Here is a 17,522-nt window from a genome sequence, read left to right on the forward strand (position 1 = left end):
GACACGAAAAAATTTGATCATATTGTGTTCGCCAACTGCGTTCTTGAAGGAGATTCTCCGATGTCTACCATCACCAACCATATGCCGACCGCCGAATTGCAGGCGCTGGATGCGGCGCATCACATTCACCCCTTCTCGGCCAATGGTGCGCTGGGGAAGGAAGGAGCGCGCGTGATCACACGTGCCACTGGCGTTTATCTGACTGACAGCGAAGGCGAAGAAATTCTGGACGCGATGGCGGGCCTGTGGTGCGTCAATATCGGGTACGGGCGTGATGAGCTGGCTGATGTTGCCGCGCGCCAGATGCGCGAGCTGCCCTATTACAACACCTTCTTCAAAACGACCCACGTCCCGGCGATTGCTTTGGCTGCCAAGATTGCCGAACTAGCTCCGGGCGACCTGAACCATGTCTTTTTCGCAGCAGGCGGGTCCGAGGCAAACGATACCAATATCCGCCTCGTGCGCACCTACTGGGCCCAGAAGGGCCAGCCTGACAAGAACATTATCATCAGCCGAAAGAACGCCTATCACGGCTCATCCGTGGGCTCGGCCTCGCTGGGTGGTATGGCCGGGATGCACGCACAGGGTGGCATTCCGATCCCGAACATCCACCACATCAACCAACCCAACTGGTGGGCCGAAGGCGGCGACATGTCGCCCGAAGAATTCGGTCTGGCCCGCGCGCGCGAGCTGGAAGAGGCGATTGAGGAGTTGGGCGAAGACCGGGTAGCCGCCTTTATCGCCGAGCCGGTTCAGGGTGCAGGCGGTGTGATTGTCGCGCCCGATACATACTGGCCGGAAATTCAGCGTATCTGCGACAAGTACGATATCTTGCTGATAGCTGACGAGGTCATCTGCGGATTTGGCCGGACAGGCAACTGGTTCGGCTCTGAAACCGTTGGCATCAAACCGCATATCATGACCATCGCCAAGGGCCTTAGCTCGGGCTATGCGCCCATCGGCGGGTCCATCGTGAACGACGAAATCGCCGAAGTAATCGGCGGTACCGAATTCAACCATGGCTATACCTATTCCGGCCACCCGGTCGCGGCTGCCGTGGCATTGGAGAACCTGCGCATCCTCGAAGAAGAGAAGATCGTTGAGCATGTGCGCGACGTTGCCGCCCCCTATCTGAAAGAGAAATGGGAAGCACTGGCAGATCATCCGCTGGTGGGTGAGGCTAAGATCGTTGGCATGATGGCGTCTATCGCGCTGACCCCGGACAAAGCAAACCGCGCCAAATTCGCATCCGAACCCGGCACGGTCGGCTATATCTGCCGTGATCGGTGCTTTGCCAATAACCTGATCATGCGCCATGTCGGCGACCGGATGATCATCTCACCCCCGCTGATCCTGACGCCTGCGGATATCGACGAGATGTTCGTGCGGATCTACAAGTCGCTGGACGAAGCACAGGCCGAGATCATTGCGCAGGGGCTGATGAAAGCCGCATCCTAACTCAGCGATTTATGCATCTTAAAAGGCGGTCCATATGGGCCGCCTTTTTTTGTCATCGCAACCGCTCCAGCAGGTTTGGCGTGGGGTATCCGTCCGGGACCAACCCTTGCGCCAGTTGATACGCTCGAACCGCGTTGATAGTATTTGGCCCAGTGCGCCCGTCGACACCCTTTGTGTCAAAGCCCGCATCCGTCAGACGTGTCTGAAGTTCCTTTTTCTCGGCAAAGCTCAGCACCCGATCGCCGCGCGGCCAGTCAGATTGAAACGGTGCGCCCCCCGCAAGCCGGTCGGACAGATACCCGATGCCGATCACATAGGCATCGGCCCCGTTATACGCCTCGATCACGTTGAAATTGTCAAAAATCATCAGCGCGACGCCCTGACTTCCAGCCGGAAGCAGGATCGCGGCCTTCCCATGATCCGGCACGACGGTGCCATCCCGCGCCACGACACCCCTTGCAGCCCATTCGGACGGCATCAGCGTAAAATCACGACGGGCTGAGGCGTAATCGAAATCCGTGGGCAGACGCACCTCCACGCCCCACGGCTGACCCTTCGTCCAACCATGCCGCGCCAGATAAGACGCCGCCGAAGCCAGCGCATCCGTCGGGTCATCCGACCAGATGTCGCGCCTGCCATCACCGTCGAAGTCTACCGCGTGATCCAGATATGACGTGGGCATGAATTGCGTATGCCCCATTGCGCCCGCCCAACTGCCAAGCATGTTGCCGGCACTGATATCACCAGCCTGCACAATCCGCAGGGCAGCGACCAACTGCGTTTCAAAGAATTGTGCCCGCCGCGCATCAAAGGCTAGCGTCGCCAATGAACGAAGCGTTGGACTGCTGCCGCGATAAGACCCGAAAGAGGTTTCAAGTCCCCAGATGGCTGTGACCACCTCTTTTTCAACGCCGTATTCAGCCTCGATCCGGTTCAACACCTGCCGATGCCGCTGCAGGGCGGCGCGCCCATTCGACAGGCGCGTTTCCGAAACTGCGGTCTCAAGATACTCCCAGATGGGTTTCGAAAACTCCGCCTGATTGCGATCCCGTTCCAGGACATCTGCGTCATAGCTCATGCCCGAAAACACCTGAGTCAGTGTTCCCTGCGAAATGCCCTGCCGCCGCGCGCGGCCCTGAAACGCGCCAAGCCAGGTCTGAAACCGTGCCGTTGTCGCAGAAGCCACGGGCAAGGCCTCAGTCAACGGGCGCGGGACCGGACGGATCGAAACGGTCACATCCGCCGAAGCCAGTTGCAACGCATCGCGCGATATCCCGCTGTCTGCCCATCTGGTGTTCTCTGTTGTTTCCGCCTGCACTATGGATGCCCACAATGCGACGGTCATGACGCCGCCTACGCATTTTCGCATTCCGTTTTTCCTGATTACTGCTCGGCCACAGGGTAGCGCAAAATCGGAAATTCACAAAGAGCTCAGACGTTCGCCTCACGCTCCTGCGCGGCACGCTCTGCCCGAATGCGTTCCAATGCTTCGCGCAGCAGGGGCACGCGGTTCGGCCTGAAACTTTGTTCCGTCACTGACATGTCCTGCAAGCGATCCAACCGGAAAACGCGAAAATCCTGTCGCAGGTGGCACCAGCCCAACAACACGTTCGAGTGATCCAGATAGACGATGCTCAACGGGTTGACGCGCCTGTGCGTAGCATCGCCTTTCGCGTCCGTATAGAAAAACTCAACCGCGCGCTCATCCCACGTCGCCTGCCGCAGAGTGGCCACGTCAATCGTGGGTTCAGGCGGGCGGTTGAACCGCGTAGCAGCCAGAACCGCATGGCTGAGCCGGTGGGACTGGCGTTGCGGCAAGCGTCCCTGAAGTTTCCGCAGGGCCGTGCCCGCTGCGCCCGACAAAGCCGGATCGCCAATCACCTGAACTTCGCGCAGGCCCAGAACCAACGCTTCAAGCTCATCATCAGTGAACCCCAATGGGGGCAGGGTTGCGTCCTCGATCAGCGTAAAGCCAAACCCCGCTTCGCCATCGATCACGGCACCCAGTCCGCGCAATGCATCAATATCCCGATGAATTGTTCGGGCCGAAACACCCAAATCCTGCGCCAACTGTTCGGATGTTCTGGGCGAAGGGCCAGAACGCAGGGCTTGCATCAGTTGGAACAAACGGGCGGTGCGGGACATGATGTATTATAGCTTATCCCTAATGACAGAAACTGTCATTAGGCCCCGATACTCAGTCAGCACCCCATAACACGGAGCCTTATAATGCTGACCCTTCTCACGTTCCCCTCTGCCTTCGGCCTGTTCAGTGCCAGCCCCTTCTGCGTCAAAACAGCATTGATGCTTCAGCAGTCCGGCCAGACCTGGCAGCGCTCGGACATGCTTGACCCCCGCAAGATGCCCCACCAGAAGCTGCCCGTTTTGCGGACGCCGGAACGCCTGGTCCCGGACAGCGACCTGATCCGTGATTGGTTGGAACAGCAGGGCGCGGATTTCGACAAAGGGTTGACGGATGTCGAAAAGGCGCAGTCCCGCGCCCTGGTGCGCATGGCCGAAGAGCATCTGTATTTTCACATCGTTCTGGATCGCTGGGGCAATGACCAAGTCTGGCCAATCTTACGCGATACGTTCTTTACCGGAATTCCGGCTTTGATCCGAAAACCCGCATCCAATGCGATCCGGAAATCCGTTCTGAAGGGAATTACGTCACAGGGAATCGGGCGATTTTCGCTGTCCGAACGGCTGGACCGGATCGAACGTGACCTCGAGGCGATCTCGGCCTATCTGTGGCAATCCTCTTTCCTGCTTGGGGACCGGCCGACATCGGCTGACATGAGCGTTGGTCCAATGCTTGCCGCTATGCGCGCCACACCTGCGGACACCCCCCTGACCCGCCGGATCAAACAGGATAACCTGCTAAACAGCTACGTGGATCGGTTGGAACAGGCGATACCAATTGCGTGAAACCTTTTGAAAACCCTTTGGTCGCTTCGGCCTTTGAAGCCCTGCCCCCGCAAACCCGTGCGGGGGCTCTGGCCTTGCGGGCACTTGTGTTTGACACGGCAGCCTCTCTGCCTGCCGCCCCCACGGTGCGAGAGGAACTGCGCTGGGGTCAGCCCGCCTATCTTGCACCCAAAAGGTCAACGATCCGGCTGGGCGCGCACAAGTCGGCAAGTTTCGCCTTGTTTGTGCACTGCCAAACCCGGTTGATAAGCGATTTCACATACGCCTTTCCGGGCGAGGACCAGATAGATGGGAACCGTGCCGTTCTGTTTGATGACACTACACAAATCGATCCAACACGCCACGGATGGCTGATTGCCCGGGCGTTGACCTATCACCTCTGACGGCGTTTGCGTTCGACCTTGCGCTTGATCTTGTCCTTCTTGCGCTTGGTGCTGATCGCTTTGCGCCGGGATGATCGCCCTTTTGGCCCCTGTCCGCGCGGCAGGGCCTGGTCGTCAATGGACAGCAGCTCCAGCTCCAACCCGCCGGTCACTGGTGTCGCTTCGGTCAGTCGAACGGTGACACGTTGACCAATGGCGATAGTCAGCCCCGTGTCCGCCCCCATAAGTGTCCCGGCCTCGCGGTCGAAATGGAAAAACTCGCGCCCAAGTGATCGCACCGGAACCAAGCCATCCGCACCGGTTTCGTCCATTTTGACAAAAGCACCAAACCGGGCAATGCCGCTGATCCGGCCCGTGAATTCATTGCCAACCCGTTCGCTCAGATACGCGGCCAGATAGCGGTCAGTCGTGTCCCGTTCAGCCATCATCGAGCGGCGCTCGGTGTCCGAGATATGAGTGGCCGTTTCTTCGAGCCGGGTAATCTCGTCTTCTGTCAAACCGTCTGTGCCCCAATCGTGGGCCGAGATCAGCGCCCGATGCACGACCAGATCGGCATAGCGCCGGATAGGAGAGGTGAAATGCGCGTAGTTCCGCAGCGCCAGCCCGAAATGGCCGAAGTTCTCAGGGTTGTAATATGCCTGTGCCATTGACCGCAGGGTGGTCAGGTTGATCAGTTCCGCATCCTCGGTCCCGGCGGCGGCGTTCAGCAGCGCATTCAGGTGGCGGGTTTGCAGCACCTGCCCCTTGGCGAGGTTCAATCCGGCAGCCTGCGCCGTTTCCCGCAGGCTTTCCAGTTTCTCGGGCGCGGGTTCCTCGTGCACGCGGAACAGCAGCGGACGGCGCTTGGCGATCAGTGTCTCCGCAGCCGAGACATTGGCGAGGATCATGAACTCTTCGATCAACCGATGCGCATCCAACCGGTCACGGAACGCCACGCTTTCAACATGACCCGTTTCGCTGAGCACGATCTTACGCTCGGGCAGGTCCAGTTCCAGCGGCTGTCGCACAGCCCGCGCTTTCTTCAGCGCGGCATAGGCGGCATAAAGCGATTTCAAGACCGTCTCCACCAATGGCCCGGTGCGGTCGTTCGGGTTGCCGTCGATGGCCTCCTGCACTTCGGCATAGTTCAGCGACGCGACCGAACGCATCAACCCCCGCACGAAACGATGACCAATCTTGTTACCGTCCGCGTCAATCTGCATCCGCACAGCGATACAGGCACGCGGGACGCCTTCATGCAGGGAACACAGATCACCCGACAGCCGATCAGGCAGCATCGGGACCACTCGGTCAGGGAAATAACTTGAATTGCCCCGCTTGCGCGCCTCGCGGTCCAGGGCCGAGCCGGGCAGCACATAAGCAGCAACATCGGCGATAGCGACCCAGATCACATGTCCGCCGGGATTCTTCGGGTCGTCATCCGCGTGCGCGTAGCAGGCATCATCACGATCACGCGCATCCGAGGGGTCGATGGTCAGCAGCGGCATGTCCCGCAGGTCCTCGCGGCCCTTCAGGCCAACGGGTTTGGCATTGTCTGCTTCGGCTATGACCTTGTCGGGAAAGTCATCCGGGATACCGTGCTGATGGATCGCGATCAGCGAAACAGCCTTGGGCGCGGTCGGATCACCCAACCGTTCAACAATGCGGGCGCGTGGCAGGCCCATGCGATTTTTTGGCCCGGCCTGTTCGGCCTCGACCAATTCGCCGTCTTTGGCACCATGCACCGCGCCATCGGCAACCAGCCATTCGGTCTGGCCGGCCTTGTCGATAGGGACGATTCTGCCCCCTTCGGCCCCTTTACGGAATATGCCCACGATCTTGCGCGGGTTGGTTCCGATCCGGCGGATCAGACGGGCTTCGTAATTGTGATCTTCCTCGTGCACGACGGTCAGGCGGGCCAGAATGCGGTCACCCTCACCCAGGGCCGGGTCGCTGGCCCGCGCGATGATGAGAACGATGGGCTCGACCCCTTCGCCATGCCATTCCAGTGGTCGGGCGAACAGATCACCATCGGCATTCGGCTCTTTCACCTGCAAGACACTGACAGGTGGAAGACGGTCCGGATCGCGATAGCTGCGTTTGCGTTTTTCAAGATGCCCTTCGGCCTCAAGCTCTTTGAGGATGCGCTTGAGGTCAATACGATCCGCGCCCTTGATGCCAAAGGCTTTGGCGATATCGCGTTTCGAGGTCAGGGTGGGGTTCGCCGAGATCCAGTCAAGGACCTCCTGCTTGGTGGGGATGCGAGTCATGCTTCCGGCGTAGCACGCGTTTGCGACCGCGTCATGACCAAAAAATCTCAGGGCTTCAGATCAGCGACCGTATCCACATCGCGCAGCTGGTCCAGCAGGGTCACACGGCAGTTTGGGATTGAGGCAAGTGTGTCGGCCAATGCATGTTCTGTGGACCAGCGCACATCGTGGAACAGACCTGCGGGCAGCGCGCCATAGCGCTGCGCACCGACCAGCCAATAGCCGCCATCCGGCGCGGGGCCGAACACCATCTGGGTTCGCCTAAGCGCACCAAAAGCGCGGGCTATATGTGCACGCGAAATACCCGGAATATCCGCTCCGATCAGGCAAACCGGCCCCTTGGGCATTCCGCGCAACATCCGTCTCATCCGGTCCCCCAGATCGCCGGACCCCTGCGGCGCGCGCGGCAGATCAACGGGCCAGATACGGCTTGCAAGACCTTCTGCATCGGGCGACACGGCCAGCACGATCTGCCAGCGAGGGTCACGCAGCTTTCGGATCAAAGCGCGGGTCTGGTGCCGAAACCACCACGCGGCACCAACCATGCCGATATCACGCCCCAGCCGCGTCTTGACACGGCCCGGTCGAGGTTCCTTGACCATGATCACCAATGTGCGCTGCATGGATCAGGCGAAATAATCCGTCAGGATACGGGTATAGATCGATTTGAGTTGCTTGATCTGCGCAACCTCAACGCACTCGTCCACCTGATGCATCGTGCGCCCGACCAAGCCGAACTCCACCACCGGACAATGGTCTTTGACAAAGCGCGCATCCGAGGTGCCGCCGGTTGTCGACAGTTCAGGCGTAACGCCGGTTTCGGTTTCGACCGCTTTGGCCACCAGATCGGACAAAGGCCCTGGTGGGGTCAGAAAACTTTCACCCGATATGCTGATCGTGACACCGATGTCGACACCGTATTGGGCTGCCACCTGATCCGCCTCTGATTGCAACCAGTCACTCAGGCTGGCCCCGGAATGCAGATCGTTAAAGCGGATATTGACCGCGCCGCTGCATTGCGACGGGATCACGTTGGTTGCGGCGTTTCCGGTGTCGATAGTGACAACAGCCAGTGTTGAGGCGTCGAAATGGTCCGTGCCCTGATCCAGTTCATGGCTGGCAAGCCGATCCATCAGCCGCGCCATGGCGGGCAGAGGGTTTTTGGCCCGATGGGGATAAGCCGAATGTCCCTGAACACCTGTAATCTTAAAACATGCAGTCATTGAGCCCCGACGGCCGATCTTGATCATCTCGCCCATTTTGTTCGGGCATGTTGGCTCACCCACCAGACAGACCGACATACGCTCTCCGGCGCCTTCCATGTAATCGAGAAGCGCAGTGGTGCCGTCCAACGCATCGCCTTCCTCATCACCGGTAATCGTCAGGACAATTGCCCCATCCGGCGGGGTGTCACGCACGAAATCCACTGCGGCAGCCGCAAAAGCCGCAACACCGGATTTCATATCGGTAGTACCGCGCCCATACATCACCCCATCCCGCACTTCGGCCCCGAAGGGCGGCGCAGTCCAGGCAGCTTCGTCGCCGACAGGGACGACGTCTGTGTGACCGTTAAATCCGAAACTACGCGCATGACCTTTCTGCCCCCAACGCGCGAACAGGTTACTGATGCCGCCGCGATCGACACGCGAGCATTCGAAACCTGCCTCCGACAGCACTGTCTCAAGCAAAACAAGTGCTCCGCCCTCTGAAGGTGTGACCGAAGGGCAACGGATCAGTTCGGCTGTCAATTGGACGGGATCAGTCATGCGGGGACCTCTGAAACTGTGTCTGACGCGGGTTCGCGCACAGATTCAACGATTTGGCCGGTTTTCCAACCCCAATCCGTAAAAAAACGGTCATCCGAATATGTAGATGTCAAAGCGGCACCCCAATAAAACATGGAACTTTACCCTGCGACCACCTTGCCGCCCGCCACAAATTCGCGTTACAGGGCCGCGAAACAGGTGAATTGAATATGAAGCGCGCCTTCTTCGCACTGATCTGCCTGACTTTCGCCGTCATCGCACAGCAAAGCCTGGCACAGTCCCTTTCGGTCACAACCGTGACCCGCCCGCCATTTTCCTATGTCGAGGATGGCGCCGAAACCGGTTTCTCTATGGATTTGCTGGCGGCCCTGGCCGAGGCTCTGAACTGGGACTACACGGTCAACCGCGTCGACGCGTTTTCTGACATGTTGGGTGCCGTGCAGAGCGGATCTGCAGACCTTGCCATCGCCAATATCTCGATCACCGCCCTGCGCGAAACGCAAATGGACTTCTCTCAGCCGATCTTTGAAGCGGGTCTTCAGATCATGGTGCCCTCGGACGCGGTACGAAAACCTTCGATTTTGCAGGCTCTGCTATCGAAAGAACTTTTTATCGCTATCGGGCTGGCCTTTGCCATTCTCCTCGGTGGCGGCATGCTGATGTGGGGCTTTGAACGCCGTGCCCAACCCTATTTCGACCGCAACCTTAACGAGGCGTGGTTCCCATCGTTCTGGTGGGCACTGAATTTGGTTGTGAATGGCGGGTTCGAAGAACGAATGCCGCGAACACCGTTCGGTCGTATGCTGGGGGTTACCCTGGTGGTGTCTTCCTTGTTCATCGTGTCGGTGTTTACCGCCCGCATCACCTCGGTCATGACGGTGGACGCCATTACCGGCAGCGTGAATTCGGTGAACGACCTTTACGGCAAGAATGTCGGGACAATCTCGGGGTCTACAGCGGCGAGCTTTCTGAACCGGCGCGAGATCGAATTCACCGGCTACCCCGGACTGAACGAGATGCTGGACGCCTTCAAAGCCGAAGAACTGAATGCCGTCGTGTTCGACGCGCCGATCCTGTCCTACTTCGCAGTTCATGAAGGGCGGCGGATTGCATCGATGACAGGTGGCGTCTTCCTGCGCGAGAATTACGGCATCGCATTTCCGACCGGATCACCGCTGGTCGAGGATGTAAACCAGGCATTGCTCGGCCTGCGTGAAGACGGAACCTATGACGAAATCTATCGCAAGTGGTTCGGGTCGCGAAACTAAGCTTGTGCTTCGTCTTCGAAAAACGGTGTCATCTGCGCGACGATCACTGCGTTTTCATCCAATGCTCTTTGCATCAGCGCACGTTCGTCCGGCTCGATATCGTGGCCTTGCGCTTCACGCTCGGCCAATGTGCCATATCCGGTGACATCCAGCGGTGCGGTGTCTGCCTGCTTCAGGATCGCAACCGTCTCACGCACGGCCTCGGCCTCATCCACGCCGCTGGCATAGCACATCAGTGCCGCGCCGGTCGCCCCATCAGGCAGGCCGTCGCCCTCCTTGCGGCCAATCTGGACCAAAAGGGTATAGACTTGCTGACGTGAGGGTTTCTTTTGCTTCTCCATGCACCGGGCCATAGCCCCGCGCCGGTTCGCGGTCAAGCAGCCAACAATTGCAGGAGCCCCGCCTTGCGCCCATAGTACCCGGAATAAACCGATCCCGGATACCAAAGGACGCCTTCATGCCCTACCCAGATTTCATAACGAGTTTTCCCAGCCTCGACGTACCGTTCCCCGACGACGTGGTGCAAACGGCCGTGATCCGGTCGGATGCAGGGTTGGTGGCGTTCTTTACTTTTCTTCAGGATTTCGAATTGCCCTTACATTCTCACAAAGCCCAATGGGGCACAGTGGTCGAGGGTGAGGTTGAATTGACCATCGACGGGCAGACCCTAACCTACCGCTCTGGCGACAGTTATTCGATCCCGTCAGGCGTGGAACATGGCGGCAAAATCAAGGCTGGCACACGGGTTATCGATGTTTTCGAGGAACCGGACCGGTATCCGATCAAGGGATTAGCTGGGCGAGAGACTCAGTGAACGCGAGTCTCGGCCTCCCTCATTGATTGAAGACCTCCGGCCCGAAAAGCTGTTGAGTTGAATCCGGCGGCGATGGTGAAACCGAAGGCAACGGTGAATCCGAAGGCGGCAGCGAAACCGAAAGTGCTGAAGTAAACACAGGAAGCACTGAAGTCGAAGCCATGCAGGGTGAGAACCGCTAAGCAGCACTTCAAAGCTGATCGCGGCCACGAACTTCGTATCTGGTTCAGTCGGCTTGACCCAAAAAACAAATAGGCCGGAGCAGTTATGCCCCGGCCTTGCGCGTTAATCAGAACGATCAGTCCCGCAGCAATTCGTTGATGCCCGTTTTCGAGCGGGTCTTTTCGTCAACCCGCTTCACGATCACAGCGCAATAGAGGCTGACGTTGTTCTTCGACGGCATGGAACCCGCGACCACAACCGAATAGGGCGGAACCTCGCCATACATGACTTCTCCGGTTTCGCGGTCCACGATCTTGGTGGACTTACCAATGAACACGCCCATCCCCAGAACCGAGCCTTCGCGGACGATACATCCCTCCACCACTTCCGAGCGCGCGCCGATAAAGCAATTGTCTTCAATGATGGTCGGGCCAGCCTGCATCGGCTCAAGCACTCCGCCAATACCAACGCCGCCCGACAGGTGCACATTCTTGCCGATCTGTGCGCAGGATCCGACGGTGGCCCAGGTATCAACCATCGTGCCTTCGTCAACATAGGCCCCAAGGTTCACGAAAGACGGCATAAGCACCACGCCCGGTGCGATGTAAGCGGATTTGCGGACAACGCAGTTTGGAACCGCGCGGAACCCGGCAGACCGCCACTGGTTTTCACCCCAACCGGCGAACTTGCTGTCCACCTTGTCCCACCAGCCGCCGTCCTGCGGACCGCCCGGCTGGATTTCCATGTCCTTGATACGGAAGCCCAGCAGAACCGCCTTTTTGGCCCATTGGTTTACGTGCCAGTCACCGGATTCCAGCTTTTCCGCCACGCGCAACGAGCCACTGTCCAGCGCATTCAGCGTATCCTCGATCGCCTCGCGCTGCTCGCCTGTGGTGGCGGGCGTGATGGTCTCGCGTGCCTCCCAGGCGGTTTCGATGGCGGCTTCCAGTTGCGCGTTGGACATGGGGTGTCTCCCTACAGAATCTGTTCACGTTGATTTGGCCTATACGCAAGCCCGACCCATGGCGCAATGCGACGTAGACGAGCCCAATTACGTCTGAGGCTCAGGGTCATCAGCTTGCGCGCCGGATATGGCGGGTCAGGATCGCCGTTGCTGTGGCCATTTCCTTGCGCTTCAACGCTCGCGCAATGGCCGCATGATCCGTGTCAGCCCGCTGCACCCATTTCAACCGCCATTGCGCGAACAGATGGCGTGCGCTTGCGATATGCAGATCGTCAATTGCGTGCAAAAGCCGAGGCAGCCCGCAAGGTGTCAGGATGGCGCGATGGAACGTTCTGTTGAGGGCCTCCCATTGCGGCATCGACTGCGCCTCGTCACAGGCGATGCGTGCGTTCTCGATCTTTTCCAACGCGACCGGAGACATGTTTTGTATCGATTGCTGCAACGCCAGCGTTTCTAAGGCCACACGCATTTCGATCACCTCCCGAACCTCTGCCGGGTCTAACGCTGTAACACGCATTCCCTTGCGCGGTTCATGCCGGGCCAACCCATGCGCCTCAAGCCGCAACAAGGCTTCGCGCACCGGAACATGGCTGGTATCGAAGGTTCGGGCAATATGGTCCTGCCGCAGCTTTTCACCGGCCGCCAGCTCTCCGGTGATGATCCGCTGGCTAAGGCTTTGGTAAATCGTGTCGGAGATCATTGCAGTCATGGATTATAGATAAAATCCACCATCCACATCCACAACCCGATAATTCACTCAGCGAACGGGTCCGGCGCGATATTTGCACCACAAACCAGAACGGCCACGCGCTCACCCGGTTCAGGTCGATACGCACCCGAGGTCAAGGCGGCCAATGCGGTCGCGCCCGCAGGCTCTACCAGAATGCGATGCGCGCGCCAAAGCGCTTGCTGTGCCGCCGCGATGGCATCGTCTGACACCAGAACCGAACTCATACCCTGTGCCAATTCAAAACAAATTTCGCCGATCCGCCGCGCGCCCAGCGCGTTTGCGGCGATGCCCGACACGGAAACATCAACCGGCTCACCAGCGCGCAACGCTGCATTCAACGCGCAGGACGTTTCCGGCTCGACCGCCACAACCTTGCGCGCGCCACCGAACCAGGCCAGCGCCCCGGCGATCAGCCCGCCGCCACCAACAGCGACCAGTACCGTATCCGCCTGCAAGCCCTGGGCGTCCCATTCCGCAAAACAGGTTCCTTGCCCAGCCACCGTGGCCGGGGCGTCATAAGCATGGATCTGCATTGCCCCCGTCGTCGCCTCATGCTCCTGCGCTGCGGTCAGCGCGTTCGCGTATTCACCGGAAACAACGCTCAGGTCGGCGCCGGTTTGCCGGATCAGTGCGATCTTGGAAGGGCCTGCCAGTTCCGGCACAAATATCTTTGCAGGATAACCCAGCGTCTGCGCTGCATAAGCCGCCGCCGCACCATGATTGCCACCGGATGCGGCGACCACACCCGCGGGCGGCACATCCGAGCTGAGCAGCGTATTGAACGCACCCCGCGCCTTGAAACTGCCAGTATGCTGCATGTGCTCGAGTTTCAGCTCAACCGGATAGCCGGGAATGTTGCTTTCCATAACCGGGGTCACTTGCGCATATCCCGCGATGCGGTCCCGTGCTGCCGATATTTCACTTTTCCAATTCATTCTCGTCTTTCCGTGACTGGCACTCTGCCCGCGAACCCTATAGCTGTTTGTCAAACACGCAAGCAGGGATCGATCACCGATGAGAGAAGACCGTCACAGTCCGTTTCGCGATGCGCAGACCGACCGCTCGACCGCGAAAGAGGTTCCGGACACACCGCAAACACGCTCTCCGGCCTACCGTCTGGCTTTCGCGGATGACGAGTTTCTGTGCCGGGACGAGCTGCGCCCTGTACGCTTGCAGCTTGAGTTGCTGAAACCCGAAATGATCATGACCGAGCGTGAGATCGCGTCGACCATCGTAATGTTCGGCGGCGCCCGCATTCCCGAACCCTCGCAAAAGCACACCGCGCGGACAGAGACTCTGGCCAGCCTGTCGAAATATTATGATGAGGCGCGCGAGTTTGCCCGGCTGATGACCGTAAAATCAAAAGAAACCGGCTGCCGCGAGAATGTGATCGTCACTGGCGGCGGCCCCGGTGTGATGGAAGCTGGCAATCGCGGTGCACACGAAGCGGGCGGGTGCTCGATCGGGCTGAACATCGTGCTTCCGCACGAACAGGCGCCAAACAGTTTCGTGACGCCAGAGCTCAGCTTTAATTTCCACTATTTTGCGATCCGCAAAATGCACTTCCTGATGCGCGCCCGCGCCATCACCATCTTTCCCGGTGGGTTTGGGACGCTGGATGAACTGTTCGAATCCCTGACCCTGATCCAGACCGGCAGAATGGATCGCGTGCCATTCCTGCTGTTTGGCCGCGCGTTCTGGGAGAAGGTTATCAACTGGGACGCACTGGCGGATGCCGGTACGATCTCGGAGGAGGATTTGGACCTGTTCCGCTTTGTCGATACCGCGCAGGAGGCGGCCGAGATCATCGAGAACTGGGAACCCGCCCCGCCCCGCGACGAAATTCCGGGGCGCTGAGCGATGAAACCCCCAAAGACAGGCGAAATGCTCCACCTACGTGGCAACGCGTTGTCAAAAGGCGAACCCGTCGCCCTTCCACTGACGCAAAGCAGCATGTTCCATCTGCCGGGCGTGCCGGACGGTCACCCGACCTATGGCCGTGTCGATAACCCCACCTGGGTACATCTTGAGCATGTTTTGTCCCATCTGGAAGACGCGCCTTGCCTCAGTTTTCCTTCAGGGATGGCCGCAATTTCTGCGGCTCTTTTTGCAACGGTGCAAGCCGGGTCGCGCCTTCTGATTCCTTCGGACGGGTACTATGTCACCCGTCTGCTGGCCGACCGGTTCCTTTCGCGTCTTGGCGTGACAGTTGAAGAGCGCCCGACCACTGCGTTTGCCGCAGGTGGTTTTGACGGGTTTGACGTTGTGTTCGTCGAAAGCCCTTCGAACCCTGGTCTGGACATGATTGACCTGAAAGCCACAGCCGAACAGGTGCGGTCTGCTGGCGGGGTGACGATTGCCGACAATACGACGATGACGCCGTTGGGTCAGCGCCCGTTGGATTTGGGCATCGACGTGGTCGTGTCGTCCGACACCAAAGCGATGGGCGGGCATTCCGACATGCTGATGGGCCATGTGGCCAGCCGCAACAGTGACATCATGGAACGGGTCGAGGAATGGCGGAAGGTCTCCGGCTCGATCCCCGGACCGCATGAGGCATGGCTGCTGCATCGCGGGTTGGAAACGCTGGATGTCCGGTTCGACCGGATGTGCAACTCGGCTCAGGTAATAGCAGAACGGTTGGCAGGTCACCCAGCGGTCAAACAGGTCCGCTATCCCGGGCTGGCCAATGATCCATCACACGCACTGGCGCAGGCACAAACGGCACGGTTCGGATTTCTGCTATCCTTGACTTTGGAAAGCGAAGACAAGGCCGAAGCCTTCATCAACACCTGCCCGCTTTTGCGCCCCGCCACATCCTTCGGAGGTGTTCACAGCTCGGCCGAACGCCGCGCGCGCTGGGGCGATAGCGTCGACCCGGCCTTCATCCGACTGTCCGTTGGATGCGAACCGGTGGACGAACTGTGGCAGGCGATCGAGGTCAGCCTGAACGCGCTGTGATTACTTCTTCGCGGCACGCAGATCCTTGAAAACGTAGATCGGCAGCACCACGCTGGCGATCAGCGCCCCCAGCCAGACAAGCAGCGTCGCCGCCAGCAGGTTCGAGATACCACCAACGGTCAGCCCCGACGCGATGAGGTCGGTCACCAGCAGGCCCACAAATGTCACGACCAGGGCTATCCCGCCTTTCAATGCGGGCGCTTTCTTTTCGCCAAGCTTCAGTATCAAGGGCTCGGCGATCACCTGAACGACAGTGAAAACGATCACAACCACTATAAATGAGATCGGTTTGATCGCGAAACCGGACAGTATCAGCGAAGCCAGCAACAGCCCGATGGCATTGCCGGCCAGCAGGGCCAAAGCGGATTTGATTCTGCGCGACATGGGATGGCCTCCGTCAATCTACAATCAGAAATATGAAGATATTAGCAGGCTTCTGAGTTTTTTCGAGACAATTCAATCGCCTCTTCCTTTTGACCCGTTGAAAACACGTGGTAGAACACTTTCATCAAGATCAGACCTGCCCTGACCCGCGAGTGTGAGATGAGCGACGATCCCTATTCCGTCCTTGGCGTCCCGAAAGACGCCAGTGCCGACGAAATCAAGAAAGCCTACAGGCGTATTGCCAAGGAGTGCCACCCGGACCTGAAACCCGGCGATGCCAAGGCCGAGGCCAAATTCAAGGCCGCCGCCGCCGCGTATGACTTGCTGAAAGATCCTGAAACCCGCGCCCGCTACGACAATGGCGAAATCGACGCATCAGGTCAGGAACGCCCGCAACAACACTATTACCGGGACTATGCCGAGGCCGCTGGAAACCCCTATCGCGGGCGTCAGGCGGACCCGGACGACATGTCGGACATCTTTGCCGAATTCATGCGCGGCCGCGGTGGATTTGGCGGCCAGCAAAGACATGAGTTTCATGCGCCAGGGCATAACCTGAACTATTCCCTTCAGATCAGCTTTCTGGATGCCGTGTTTGGCGCCAGCCAGAAACTGACCCTACCGGACGGTAACCGGATCGAGGTCAAGATCCCCGCCGGTATAACCGAGGGTCAGACCATCCGTCTGCGCGGCAAGGGTGCTCCGGGTTATGGCGAAGGCCCTCCGGGGGATGCGTTGGTGACCGTCACGGTCGCCAAACATCCGGTGTTTGACCGTCAGGGCGACGACATCCATATTACGCTGCCTATCAGTATAGATGAGGCCATTCTGGGCGGCAAAGTCGCCGCCCCCACAATCGATGGCGGTGTAAACGTCAATGTTCCGGCGGGCACCAGCAGCGGTAAAACCCTTCGCCTGCGCGGCAAGGGGGTGAAGAAACGCGGCTCATCCCAGCGCGGCGACCAACTGATCGAATTGACTGTCTCGATGCCCGACAAGATCGATGATGACCTCAGGCAGTTCATGGAGACTTGGCGCGAAACGCACCGCTATGATCCACGGAAAGGAATGTCGTCATGACCCTGACCGAAAAGGAACTGATCGAAACCGTCTCGCGCCTGACCTCTGACCGCCTGACCGAATATCTTGCGGCCGAGATCGTGATCCCTGAACAATCGGAGCAGGGGCTGGTCTATCACAGTATCGACGTTGCCCGGCTGGAACTGGCTTGCGAGTTGCACGAGCAATACGACATGGAGGCCGATGCGCTGTCGATGATGATCTCGCTGATTGATCAGATGCATGGGCTGCGCGCCGAACTGCGTGAGGTTCTGAACGCAGTCGAGGCGCAACCCGAGCCGGTGCGCCAACAACTGATCGAAGTTATCGGCACAGCGCGATTCCGTCGCAGATAACAGGGTTTTGGGCGCAATGATTATGGCGTAGAAGGCCGCC

Annotated in this window: 19 protein-coding genes; 9 read left to right on the forward strand and 10 right to left on the reverse strand. The window is 59.1% G+C overall.

All coding sequences use genetic code 11. The features are described 5' to 3' along the window. Positions 1–60: 60 nt before the first annotated feature. Positions 61–1,458, forward strand: a complete 1,398-nt coding sequence (locus tag AC2FLU_RS14680) for an aspartate aminotransferase family protein (protein WP_480517901.1) — start codon at positions 61–63, stop codon at positions 1,456–1,458. A gap of 52 nt (positions 1,459–1,510) precedes the next feature. On the opposite strand, the gene AC2FLU_RS14685 is transcribed toward AC2FLU_RS14680, so the two are convergent. Next, positions 1,511–2,827, reverse strand: a complete 1,317-nt coding sequence (locus AC2FLU_RS14685) for a lytic murein transglycosylase (protein WP_496715332.1) — start codon at positions 2,825–2,827, stop codon at positions 1,511–1,513. A gap of 62 nt (positions 2,828–2,889) precedes the next feature. Continuing rightward, positions 2,890–3,603 carry a helix-turn-helix transcriptional regulator gene (locus AC2FLU_RS14690; RefSeq protein ID WP_480484146.1) on the reverse strand — a complete coding sequence of 238 codons (714 nt, stop codon included), beginning with the start codon at positions 3,601–3,603 and terminating at the stop codon, positions 2,890–2,892. Between the two features lie 84 nt (positions 3,604–3,687). Here AC2FLU_RS14690 and AC2FLU_RS14695 point away from each other — a divergent pair, with 84 nt between their 5' ends. Next, on the forward strand, positions 3,688–4,386 hold the full coding sequence (locus tag AC2FLU_RS14695; protein WP_480555001.1) for a glutathione S-transferase family protein: 699 nt from the start codon (positions 3,688–3,690) through the stop codon (positions 4,384–4,386). Beyond that, positions 4,383–4,769 carry a DUF1801 domain-containing protein gene (locus AC2FLU_RS14700; protein ID WP_496809494.1) on the forward strand — a complete coding sequence of 129 codons (387 nt, stop codon included), beginning with the start codon at positions 4,383–4,385 and terminating at the stop codon, positions 4,767–4,769. The genes AC2FLU_RS14695 and AC2FLU_RS14700 overlap by 4 nt, the downstream gene beginning before the upstream one ends. On the opposite strand, the gene rnr is transcribed toward AC2FLU_RS14700, so the two are convergent. Genes rnr through dapE form a run of 3 tightly spaced genes read right to left on the reverse strand, consistent with a single transcriptional unit; the run spans position 4,760 to position 8,784 of the window. After that, the gene (gene rnr, locus AC2FLU_RS14705) at positions 4,760–7,018 is read right to left on the reverse strand and encodes a ribonuclease R (RefSeq protein WP_496809495.1); all 2,259 of its coding nucleotides are present in this window, start codon (positions 7,016–7,018) and stop codon (positions 4,760–4,762) included. The genes AC2FLU_RS14700 and rnr overlap by 10 nt on opposite strands. A gap of 47 nt (positions 7,019–7,065) precedes the next feature. Further along, positions 7,066–7,641 carry a TIGR04282 family arsenosugar biosynthesis glycosyltransferase gene (locus AC2FLU_RS14710; protein WP_480517911.1) on the reverse strand — a complete coding sequence of 192 codons (576 nt, stop codon included), beginning with the start codon at positions 7,639–7,641 and terminating at the stop codon, positions 7,066–7,068. A gap of 3 nt (positions 7,642–7,644) precedes the next feature. Then, positions 7,645–8,784 carry a succinyl-diaminopimelate desuccinylase gene (dapE, locus tag AC2FLU_RS14715; protein ID WP_480625265.1) on the reverse strand — a complete coding sequence of 380 codons (1,140 nt, stop codon included), beginning with the start codon at positions 8,782–8,784 and terminating at the stop codon, positions 7,645–7,647. A 209-nt stretch (positions 8,785–8,993) separates the two neighbouring features. Here dapE and AC2FLU_RS14720 point away from each other — a divergent pair, with 209 nt between their 5' ends. Next, positions 8,994–10,052, forward strand: coding sequence for a transporter substrate-binding domain-containing protein (locus AC2FLU_RS14720; RefSeq protein ID WP_496809496.1), 1,059 nt, complete (start codon positions 8,994–8,996; stop codon positions 10,050–10,052). Here AC2FLU_RS14720 and AC2FLU_RS14725 read toward each other — a convergent pair. Then, positions 10,049–10,393 carry a DUF8846 family protein gene (locus AC2FLU_RS14725; protein WP_480474192.1) on the reverse strand — a complete coding sequence of 115 codons (345 nt, stop codon included), beginning with the start codon at positions 10,391–10,393 and terminating at the stop codon, positions 10,049–10,051. The two genes, AC2FLU_RS14720 and AC2FLU_RS14725, sit on opposite strands and share 4 nt — an antisense overlap. 116 nt (positions 10,394–10,509) lie before the next feature. Between AC2FLU_RS14725 and AC2FLU_RS14730 the strand changes: the two genes are divergently transcribed. Continuing rightward, positions 10,510–10,866 carry a cupin domain-containing protein gene (locus AC2FLU_RS14730; RefSeq protein WP_480474193.1) on the forward strand — a complete coding sequence of 119 codons (357 nt, stop codon included), beginning with the start codon at positions 10,510–10,512 and terminating at the stop codon, positions 10,864–10,866. Between the two features lie 298 nt (positions 10,867–11,164). Here the strand turns inward: AC2FLU_RS14730 and dapD are convergent, their stop codons facing one another. The 3 genes from dapD to AC2FLU_RS14745 form a co-directional block, all read right to left on the reverse strand. Continuing rightward, positions 11,165–11,992, reverse strand: coding sequence for a 2,3,4,5-tetrahydropyridine-2,6-dicarboxylate N-succinyltransferase (gene dapD / locus AC2FLU_RS14735; protein ID WP_480474194.1), 828 nt, complete (start codon positions 11,990–11,992; stop codon positions 11,165–11,167). Positions 11,993–12,101: 109 nt separating this feature from the next. Further along, positions 12,102–12,701: a GntR family transcriptional regulator gene (locus AC2FLU_RS14740; protein WP_480517915.1), complete on the reverse strand. Its 600-nt coding sequence runs from the start codon at positions 12,699–12,701 to the stop codon at positions 12,102–12,104. A gap of 44 nt (positions 12,702–12,745) precedes the next feature. Beyond that, positions 12,746–13,657, reverse strand: a complete 912-nt coding sequence (locus AC2FLU_RS14745) for a threonine/serine dehydratase (protein ID WP_480554992.1) — start codon at positions 13,655–13,657, stop codon at positions 12,746–12,748. A 79-nt stretch (positions 13,658–13,736) separates the two neighbouring features. On the opposite strand from AC2FLU_RS14745, the gene AC2FLU_RS14750 reads away from it, so the two are divergent. Continuing rightward, a complete protein-coding gene (locus AC2FLU_RS14750) occupies positions 13,737–14,579 on the forward strand; it encodes an LOG family protein (RefSeq protein ID WP_480484157.1) in 843 nt (280 codons plus the stop codon). 3 nt (positions 14,580–14,582) lie between these two features. Continuing rightward, the gene (locus tag AC2FLU_RS14755) at positions 14,583–15,683 is read left to right on the forward strand and encodes a cystathionine gamma-lyase (RefSeq protein ID WP_496809497.1); all 1,101 of its coding nucleotides are present in this window, start codon (positions 14,583–14,585) and stop codon (positions 15,681–15,683) included. On the opposite strand, the gene AC2FLU_RS14760 is transcribed toward AC2FLU_RS14755, so the two are convergent. Next, complete coding sequence (locus AC2FLU_RS14760) at positions 15,684–16,067, reverse strand: hypothetical protein (protein ID WP_267363718.1); 384 nt, start codon at positions 16,065–16,067, stop codon at positions 15,684–15,686. It lies immediately after the preceding gene. A gap of 159 nt (positions 16,068–16,226) precedes the next feature. Here AC2FLU_RS14760 and AC2FLU_RS14765 point away from each other — a divergent pair, with 159 nt between their 5' ends. Both AC2FLU_RS14765 and AC2FLU_RS14770 read left to right on the forward strand, forming a co-directional pair. Further along, the gene (locus AC2FLU_RS14765; RefSeq protein WP_496809498.1) at positions 16,227–17,147 is read left to right on the forward strand and encodes a DnaJ C-terminal domain-containing protein; all 921 of its coding nucleotides are present in this window, start codon (positions 16,227–16,229) and stop codon (positions 17,145–17,147) included. Beyond that, positions 17,144–17,482 (forward strand): hypothetical protein, encoded by a 339-nt coding sequence (locus AC2FLU_RS14770; protein WP_480484160.1) that lies wholly within the window; start codon positions 17,144–17,146, stop codon positions 17,480–17,482. The genes AC2FLU_RS14765 and AC2FLU_RS14770 overlap by 4 nt, the downstream gene beginning before the upstream one ends. Positions 17,483–17,522: the final 40 nt, after the last annotated feature.

It is taken from the genome of Ruegeria sp. SAZD013, from assembly GCF_059612525.1.